General features: G+C 41.3%; 7 protein-coding genes. 3 read left to right on the plus strand and 4 right to left on the minus strand.

The features are described 5' to 3' along the window. Positions 1-80: 80 nt before the first annotated feature. The 3 genes from ACIQAA_RS08405 to ACIQAA_RS08415 all read right to left on the minus strand — a co-directional run bounded on the left by ACIQAA_RS08405 (position 81) and on the right by ACIQAA_RS08415 (position 3101). On the minus strand, positions 81-938 hold the full coding sequence (locus tag ACIQAA_RS08405; RefSeq protein WP_402617608.1) for a MurR/RpiR family transcriptional regulator: 858 nt from the start codon (positions 936-938) through the stop codon (positions 81-83). Between the two features lie 23 nt (positions 939-961). After that, on the minus strand, positions 962-1867 hold the full coding sequence (gene murQ / locus ACIQAA_RS08410; RefSeq protein ID WP_402617611.1) for an N-acetylmuramic acid 6-phosphate etherase: 906 nt from the start codon (positions 1865-1867) through the stop codon (positions 962-964). Positions 1868-2240: 373 nt separating this feature from the next. Further along, positions 2241-3101 carry a Cof-type HAD-IIB family hydrolase gene (locus ACIQAA_RS08415; RefSeq protein WP_402617614.1) on the minus strand — a complete coding sequence of 287 codons (861 nt, stop codon included), beginning with the start codon at positions 3099-3101 and terminating at the stop codon, positions 2241-2243. Between the two features lie 86 nt (positions 3102-3187). Here ACIQAA_RS08415 and ACIQAA_RS08420 point away from each other — a divergent pair, with 86 nt between their 5' ends. The 3 genes from ACIQAA_RS08420 (at position 3188) to ACIQAA_RS08430 (ending at position 7138) form a co-directional block, all read left to right on the plus strand. Next, positions 3188-4291: a CdaR family transcriptional regulator gene (locus tag ACIQAA_RS08420; RefSeq protein WP_402617617.1), complete on the plus strand. Its 1104-nt coding sequence runs from the start codon at positions 3188-3190 to the stop codon at positions 4289-4291. 115 nt (positions 4292-4406) lie between these two features. Next, positions 4407-5819 carry a glycolate oxidase subunit GlcD gene (glcD, locus tag ACIQAA_RS08425; protein ID WP_402617619.1) on the plus strand — a complete coding sequence of 471 codons (1413 nt, stop codon included), beginning with the start codon at positions 4407-4409 and terminating at the stop codon, positions 5817-5819. Next, a complete protein-coding gene (locus ACIQAA_RS08430) occupies positions 5816-7138 on the plus strand; it encodes a (Fe-S)-binding protein (protein ID WP_402617621.1) in 1323 nt (440 codons plus the stop codon). Before glcD ends, ACIQAA_RS08430 begins: the two co-directional genes overlap by 4 nt. Before the next feature lie 255 nt (positions 7139-7393). On the opposite strand, the gene ACIQAA_RS08435 is transcribed toward ACIQAA_RS08430, so the two are convergent. Then, entirely contained in the window at positions 7394-7891 is a 498-nt protein-coding gene (locus ACIQAA_RS08435) for a DoxX family membrane protein (protein ID WP_402617624.1), read from the minus strand. Between the last annotated feature and the right edge of the window lie 262 nt (positions 7892-8153).

Raw genomic sequence — 8153 nt, forward strand, 5'->3', positions numbered from 1 at the left:
TATTTTTAAAGCTAGAATCACGTGAATCTATTTCCCCATTCAACACGGTATAAATAGTGTTCACATCACCCCCTGCAAGGTTAATTGCCTTCTTTAATAAACCGAATTGCTTCTCTTGTTTGATCAATCGCTTGAATCGTTTGATCATATTGAACGGTTGCCATGGATAAAAACAAAATATCCATCATGTATAACTGTGCGAGACGTGACGATGTTGCTGCACTTCGGAATGCTGCCTCTCCGGAATAAGAGGTATATAGTTTAATATCAGCTAAAGATGCAACCGAAGACTGTCCGTATTTGGTCAGACTAATTGTTTTCACGCCGCGCTCTTTCGCCAGTGCCATCACTTTTACAACCTCTGCTGTTTCGCCAGAATGCGAGATGGCGAATACGACATCATCCTTGCCCGCATTCGCAATCAGTGTTGCAACAAGATGTGTATCTGTAAAAGCGGTTGCATTTTTTTGAATCCGCAGGAACTTCTGCTGCGCATCCTTTGCAATAATATTAGAAGCGCCAATTCCAAAAAAATGAACATTCTGAGCATGGAGCAGCGTTTGAACACCCCGCTCCAATTCCTCATAATTGATAATCTCCTCAGAATCGCGGATACTTTGAATACTATTGCTGGTTGTCTTTTGGACGATGGAATAATACGATTCACCAGGTTCAATATCACGATACCCTTGTTCTGCTTTGGGCTTCACTAAATCTCCCGCAATTCTAACCTTTAAATCTTGAAAACCATTTAATCCAAGTGATTTGCATAAGCGAATGACTGCAGCTCCGCTGGTTTTCGCCTGGGTCCCAATATCATTTACCGTACTGTTTAAAATACTTCGTGGATTTTCAAGAATGTATTGTGCAATTTTTCTCTCGGAAGCCGGAAGCTGATCCAGCATATTTTGAAGCATTTTTAATCCGCCTGCTGCCACACGCATTACCACCTTTTAACCCATCATTTTTTCTGGATTGCGATTTTTACATAACCATTTGCTGCTGCCAATAATTCTTCTGCCTGTTGCTTTGTTGTTTCCGTCATAATCATGACAATTGCTGTCTTAACTTGAAGGTTTGATTTTTCTAAAGTCTCCAACGCTGTTTCATAGGAAACGCCAGTAATCTTGCGGATAATCCCAATCGCGCGTTCCTTTAACTTTAAGTTGCTCACTTTTACATCAACCATTAAATTTTCATAGGCTTTTCCTATAAGAATCATCGATGATGTAGAGATCATGTTCAAAATCATTTTATGAGCGGTCCCTGATTTCAAACGAGTTGAGCCTGTTAGAACCTCTGGACCGACAATGACTTCAATTGCTTGGTCGGCTTCTTTACTAATCGCGGCATTTTTATTACAGGAAAGCGCGACGGTTTTTGCTCCAATGCTGCGTGCATAGCGAAGGGCACCAATGACATAAGGTGTTCGTCCGCTGGCAGCAATACCAATCACGGTGTCATTTTCAGTCAGTTCCAACTGCTTCAAATCATTCACACCAAGTTCAGGGTCATCCTCTGCTCCTTCAACGGCTTTCAAAAAGGCGCCTTCTCCTCCGGCCATAAGACCTACAACCATTTCAGGTTCGGTGCTAAAAGTAGGCGGACATTCAACTGCGTCCAATACACCCAATCTGCCGCTCGTGCCGGCACCTAAATAAATCAGGCGGCCGCCGTTTTTAAAGGATTCAAATACAAACTGAACCGATGCCTCTACTTCTGGTAAAACTTCTTTGACAGCCAGTGCTACCAATTGATCTTGTTCGTTCATGATTCGTAATATATCAAGCGGACTTGCCGTATCAATCTGCATCGTTTCTTGATTTCGGGACTCGGTCGTTAATAATTCGAGATTTTCTTCGATCATTTCCTAATCCTCCTGTTTGTATTGTCTAGCTGTAAGCGATTTCTGCAACCTCATTATAACGCCGTTGAAATAATAATTCAATAACTATATTAAAATTTTAAAATATCATTTCAAAATTTCTTTTAAAGGCTCTCTGTTAAAGACAGATGTTGGTTTTTCTCGCAGGAAATCCTTATTAAGGACTAAACCAATGAGATCTCTCCTGATTTGTCTTTCATCACACTTATGAAGGACTAATCCCTTTGAAATCTCTCCTGATTTGTCTTTCATCAGCCCATGAAAGACTAATCTCAGTGAGATCTCTCCTGATTTGTCTTTCATCGTCCTTTTATACCGTTGTGCTGTGAATCAACTATGAAGTTTAACAAAGCTCTTATAATAAATAACGTCGGATCGCCTGTGCAACCCCCGCCTGCTGATTACTTCCAGTCACCTGATCGGCCAATGCCTTTACTTCATCTGGTGCATTGCCCATTGCAATTCCAAGCCCTGCTGCCCTAAGCATCAGGGAATCATTATAATTATCTCCAATCGCTGCAATTTGGGAGATGGGGATGTTGTATTTCTCACTTAGCTTTAAAAGTGACGAAGCTTTGCTTACTCCAGATGGTGAAATCTCTAAATTTAAAAAATTGAGACTGCTGCTGACCTCCATCCCGCCAATCTGGTCACCAATAACTTTTGAAAAATCAGCAAGTCTTCCCTCTTCATCAAAAACAGCAATTTTTGTGATATCAGGTTGGTTAGACTTCATGTAATGATAAAAATCATCCACGATTTTCACCTGGCACTGCCCCCGAAAATTTTCTAATTCTGTTGCACTGCTCCCTGTTTTTTCAAGGGAAGGGATATTATTCTCAATCCAGTTCTTATTCCATTTCGTTTCTTTTGGAACGAGTAATGTGTCTCCTTCGTAAAAATGAGCGTAGAAGCCCTCCCCCTCACATAATTTCCAGAAACTCAATAAGCGATCATGCTCAAAAATAGCCTGTTCACTGATCTCTCCATTTTCATCCAGAATAATCGCCCCATTATAAGCAATGATCGGTTCTCCTTTCAAACCGATGGTATTGGCAATCCACCGTGTTGAAAGGGGTGAACGGCCGCTGCAAATAACCACCCTTCCTCCTTTTTCACGAAACTCATGAATCGCCAGAATGTTTTCCCTATCAATTTCTCTTTGTTCATTTAATAATGTCCCGTCCAAATCTGTTGCTAATAATTTATATGCCAACTTACTCTCCCCTTTGCACTATTTTTTCAATATGTTTATAGTATTTATTAAAATATCATTTTAATCAATGGCAGGTGGTGCTGTACATGCTTCAACCAGAACTTGCGGAAAAAATTGTCAGGGAAGTCGAGAGATTACTACAGGAAGAGATTATTGTTGTGAACACAGAGGGAATCATCATGGCCAGCACCAATCAAGATCGAATAGGTACCTTCCATGAAGGGGCTTTAATTACATCACAGCAGAAGAAAAAGCTGATTATCACCGAAAAAGATACCCCTCAACTAAAAGGGGTAAAGTCCGGAATCAACCTCCCGATTTTCTTTCAGCATGAAGTCATTGGCGTCATTGGGATTACCGGTGACCCAGAAAGCGTCACCCCCTTTGGTGAAATCATTCGCAAAATGACGGAGTTATTAATCAGCGAAAATTATTATGGTGAACAATTTGACTATCATTCCCGGGGGATGGAAACGTTCGTGCTCGAATGGCTTCAGGCAAAAGAACCAAGTGCCGATCTCTTTGAAAGGGCTCGAGCACTGACTATAAATCTTGATCTACGACGCACCGCAGTCATCATTGAGTTGGAACAAAGGGAGCATCCATTATCAAGGGATATGTGGTCATCTATTTTGAATTCTTTCTCTACAAATAAAAATGATGTAGTCACCAGGTCCAGAAACGAACGAATCATTTGGTTAATCGATTGCTCCAAATCCCAGCAGCCAAAATCCATCAAACATCGACTTGAACAATTTCTTCTATTTATGAAAAATAACTTTGGGATATCTGCCTATGCCGGGGTTGGTCAATGTACAGCTTCGTCCAGCCTGTACCTATCCTATGCGCAAGCAGAACGAGCATTGAAACTGGCGAGACGGAATAAAGGAATTATTTTTGATGAAGAATTAATCCTTGAAATGATAACAGGGGAAATACCGTCAGAGATAAAAGCGGAATACATTCAACGGAGTATTGCTCCGCTGTTAACAGAAAAGGACCTTCTCGAAACATTAATTGAGCTATTTAAACAAAACCATTCTTTAAAAAATACTGCTAAGGTCTTACACATTCATATCAACACCCTCCATTATCGTTTAAAGAAAATCGAGGAATTAACCCATTTAAATCCAAATGCTATCCATGATTTGTTTTGTTTGTATCTTGCTGTTCTCTTTTTAGATGAATAACTAAATATCGACCGTAAATACGTATATATTTTGGATGTTTCTCCATAGCAGGCTTAGGCCTGTTTTTTTTATACTTTAAATAGCATGAAAATAGTACGTAAATGGGGGAAATAGCATGCTCTCAAATGAAGTAAAAGACAAATTGATTTCGATTGTGACGGAAAAAAACTTCGATGATTCGAAAATCGAACGTCTAGTATATTCTTACGATGCCACACCTAACTTCCAATCAATGCCGGATGCGGTGGTCAGTCCGCGAAATACAGAGGAAGTATCAGAAATATTGAAGATTTGTAATCAATACGGAGTTCCAATTGTGCCGCGCGGTTCCGGGACGAATCTTTGTGCAGGCACTTGCCCAACAGAAGGCGGGATTGTCCTGCTTTTTAAACATATGAATAACATTCTTGAGATTGATGAGGAAAATCTCACGATTACCGTTCAGCCTGGTGTCATTACGCTTGATATGATTCAAGCTATTGAAGAAAAAGGGCTTTTCTATCCGCCTGATCCAAGTTCAATGAAAATCTCTACCATCGGCGGCAATATCAATGAGAATTCAGGCGGTTTGCGCGGTCTTAAATATGGTGTAACCAGAGATTATGTGATCGGACTTGAAGCCGTGCTGCCAAATGGCGATATTATTCGCACAGGCGGAAAGCTGGCAAAAGATGTTGCCGGGTACGATTTAACACGTTTGTTTGTCGGTTCTGAAGGTACGCTTGGTGTCATAACTGAGGCGACTTTGAAGCTGATTCCAATGCCGGAAACGCGTAAAACAATGCTCGCTCTTTATCAGGATTTAACTGCTGCTGCTCGTTCTGTTTCCAAAATAATTGCTAATAAAATCATCCCGACCACCCTTGAGTTTTTGGATCAAGCTACTTTAAAGGTTGTTGAAGATTATGCCCAAATCGGTCTGCCGACAGATGTTCAAGCGGTTCTGTTAATTGAACAAGATGGTCCGCCTGAAGTCATCGAACGCGATATCGCTAAAATTGCAGAAGTCTGTAGGCAGGAAAATGCGGTATCAATTCAAATTGCCGCTACTGAAGAGGAAGCCATGGCGCTTAGAACAGCAAGGCGGGCGGCACTTTCAGCAGTCGCTCGTTTAGCACCAACGACCATTTTAGAGGACGCAACCGTTCCTCGCTCAGAAATTGCCAATATGGTGAAAGCCATTAATGAAATTACGGAAAAATATCAGTTGACGATTTGTACCTTTGGTCACGCTGGCGACGGGAATCTCCACCCTACCTGTGCAACGGACGCAAGAAATCATGAAGAAATGGAACGTGTTGAAAAAGCATTTGCGGAGATTTTTGAAAAAGCGATTCAATTAGGCGGAACGATTACGGGGGAACACGGAGTCGGTGCAATGAAAGCACCGTACTTAGAGTGGAAGCTGAAAAAAGAAGGAATCGCCGCCATGATGGGGATTAAGCAGGCATTTGACCCAAATAACATCATGAATCCTGGGAAAGTTTTCGCGAAAGACAGCAAGAAACGCGTGGTGATTACAAGATGACAACCTTACTTGAACAGGAAAAAATCCAACAACAATTTAAAGAGCGGATGAATGAGGATGAACTCTTAAACTGTATGCGCTGCGGCTTTTGTCTCCCAACCTGCCCCACATATATAGAATCAGGTTACAAAGAGTCTCATTCTCCTCGCGGTCGAATTGCGATGATGAAAGCAGTCGTTGACGGAATCGTTGAACCAGATGAGGATTTTGAACGCTCCCTCGAACTCTGTCTTGGCTGCCGGGCCTGTGAACCGGTCTGTCCTTCCGGTGTTAATTACGGGCACTTATTAGAAGAAGCAAGAGACATTATCAATCAGAACAAAAAACACTCTTTACCAGTTAAAGCGGTCAGAAAAACGGTGTTTGAAGGGTTATTTCCTCACCAAAACCGCATTCGCACGATGGTTGGTCTTCTTGGTTTTTATCAGCGATCTGGGATTCAAACCCTCGCGCGTAAAACAGGTTATTTAGGCTTGTTGCCTGATAATTTAGCCACGATGGAAAAAGTGCTTCCAAAAGTTCCAACGATGAAAGAAATGAAAAACCGGCCTGAGCACCTGCCGGCGATTGCCGCAAAAGTTCATAAGGTTGCTTTTTTCAGCGGCTGTTTGATGGATACCATGTTCATGAAAACAAATGACGCCACCATGAAATTATTGCAATTAGCAGGCTGTGAGATTGTGATTCCAAAGCAGCAAACCTGCTGCGGAGCTTTGCACGGCCATAGCGGTGAAAGGGATGGTGCAAAAGAGCTTGCCAAGAAAAATATTGCGGCATTTGAAGATTTGGGCGTAGATTTTATTATTACGAATGCCGGCGGCTGCGGGGCCTTCCTTGTTGATTATGATCACCTTTTAAAGGACGATGCTGATTGGTTCGGACGTGCAGTGGCGTTCAAATCGAAGATAAAGGATATTTCTGAAATACTAGTCGCCGTTTCTTTTCATAAAAAAGTGAAACTAGAGCTCCCAGCTCAGGTTATTACTTATCAAGACTCCTGCCATTTACGGAATGTGATGAAAACTGCTTCCGCACCACGAACACTGTTGGCGGCGATCAAAGGAATCCAGTATAAAGAAATGAAAGAAGCGGATCGCTGCTGTGGATCTGCTGGAATCTATAATATCGTCGAGTCCGAAATGTCGATGGTCATGCTCGATTATAAAATGGTTCAGGCGAAAGCGACACATGCGACTACGATTGTTACGGCTAACCCTGGGTGCTTGCTGCAAATGCAGCTTGGGATTGAGCGAGAGGGGTTGTCTGATAAAATGCGGGCTGTTCATATTGTGGATTTATTGGCAGAAGCGGTGAAATAGCATTGGGAAAGAATGATTCGTGGAAGCAAATCTTCTTTTTTTAGTAGTTTATAAGTAACACTTGAAAAGTAGTTAAAATTTATCAACAGTTTTAAAATATATCTGCGATAAATTAATTATATCTGCGTTAATTGGAAAATATCTACGTTAAATCTTTTATATCTGCGATAAACGTATTATATCTGCGATGCTCCTCTCAGCCCAAAAACAAAAGACGATTCGAGGGGGACGAATCGTCTTTTTTGTTACTGCTCGCTATGCAGTTACTTTTTCTTTACCAACTGTTTTGCGGATGAATGGTACCACCCAGCGGTCTAAACCATATTTTCCAGCGTTGAAGCCTGCGGCTAAAATGATGAATCCTAAGAAGATGTCTGTTGGGTTATGAGATACTGTTCCTGCTAAGAAGAAAGAGAAGTTCATCACTAAACCAAAGAACATTGCTGCTGTTGTTAAACATCCAAGCATAAGTCCTAAACCAATTAATGTCTCGCCCCAAGGAACGATGAAGTTGAACACGTCAATGTTTGGCAGTGCAAAGCTTTCTAGGAAGTTTACATACCATCCGTAAACCATGTTGCCATCTGGACCTTTTACTGGATTTGCTACGGCATTTTTAAGGTAACCGGAAGCGTCGAATCCTCCTGTGATTTTACCAAGACCAGCTGTGAACCAAGAGTAGCCCAGGTATAAACGAATCATAGTTAAAATAGCTGCTGAAATTTTATTATCTCTTAAAAAGTGGTTAAACATAAGTCATTCCGCCTTTCAATATTTAACTTGTTCTTGATACTTATACTATATTAGATATCAATAGTTACTAACATAGGTATAGTAATAAGTTCACAGTTTGTTTGAAATGATATGGCGAAAAGTTGAACATACTTAATTCTGGTCTGAATGTACGTCTTTAATTCTGACAATTTCTACTTTTTCGGACGGCTGTCTGTGCGAATGTGACCTCCATTCTGACAGATTCTGCTTTTCCAGAGCTTGCTCTGTGCGAATGTGACCT

Source organism: Neobacillus sp. NPDC093182 (assembly GCF_044754045.1).

Bases quoted from the DNA above. Each gene is read 5' to 3' on its own strand.
- murQ (WP_402617611.1), bottom strand. From the start codon at position 1,867: ATGATCGAAGAAAATCTCGAATTATTAACGACCGAGTCCCGAAATCAA.
- glcD (WP_402617619.1), top strand. From the start codon at position 4,407: ATGCTCTCAAATGAAGTAAAAGACAAATTGATTTCGATTGTGACGGAA.
- ACIQAA_RS08420 (WP_402617617.1), top strand. From the start codon at position 3,188: ATGCTTCAACCAGAACTTGCGGAAAAAATTGTCAGGGAAGTCGAGAGA.
- ACIQAA_RS08435 (WP_402617624.1), bottom strand. From the start codon at position 7,891: ATGTTTAACCACTTTTTAAGAGATAATAAAATTTCAGCAGCTATTTTA.
- ACIQAA_RS08430 (WP_402617621.1), top strand. From the start codon at position 5,816: ATGACAACCTTACTTGAACAGGAAAAAATCCAACAACAATTTAAAGAG.